Origin of the sequence: Streptomyces sp. SID11385, from assembly GCF_010548245.1 — a bacterium.
GTDB lineage: Bacteria > Actinomycetota > Actinomycetes > Streptomycetales > Streptomycetaceae > Streptomyces.
On the sequence record NZ_JAAGLR010000812.1, the window covers coordinates 1 to 229 of the forward strand.

The 229-nt window shown below is 68.1% G+C and carries 1 protein-coding gene; it reads left to right on the plus strand.

What is annotated here, in order from left to right:
* The coding region (locus tag G3I42_RS24645) for a response regulator transcription factor (protein ID WP_164289395.1) at window positions 1-217 on the plus strand (217 nt) is incomplete at its 5' end.
* Window positions 218-229: the final 12 nt, after the last annotated feature.

The following is a 229-nucleotide window of genomic DNA, read 5'->3' on the forward strand; positions in this document are numbered from 1 at the left end:
GGACACGCTCAACACGCTGACGGACCGCGAGGTGGAGGTCCTGAAGCTGGTGGCACGCGGCCTGTCGAATGCCGAGATCGCCGCCGACCTCTTCGTCAGTGAGACGACGGTGAAGACGCATGTGGGCCATGTGCTGACGAAGCTCGGACTGCGTGACCGGGTGCAGGCGGCGGTGTACGCCTACGAGAGCGGGCTGGTGCGCCCCGGCGCCCAGTGAACCGGCCGAGCT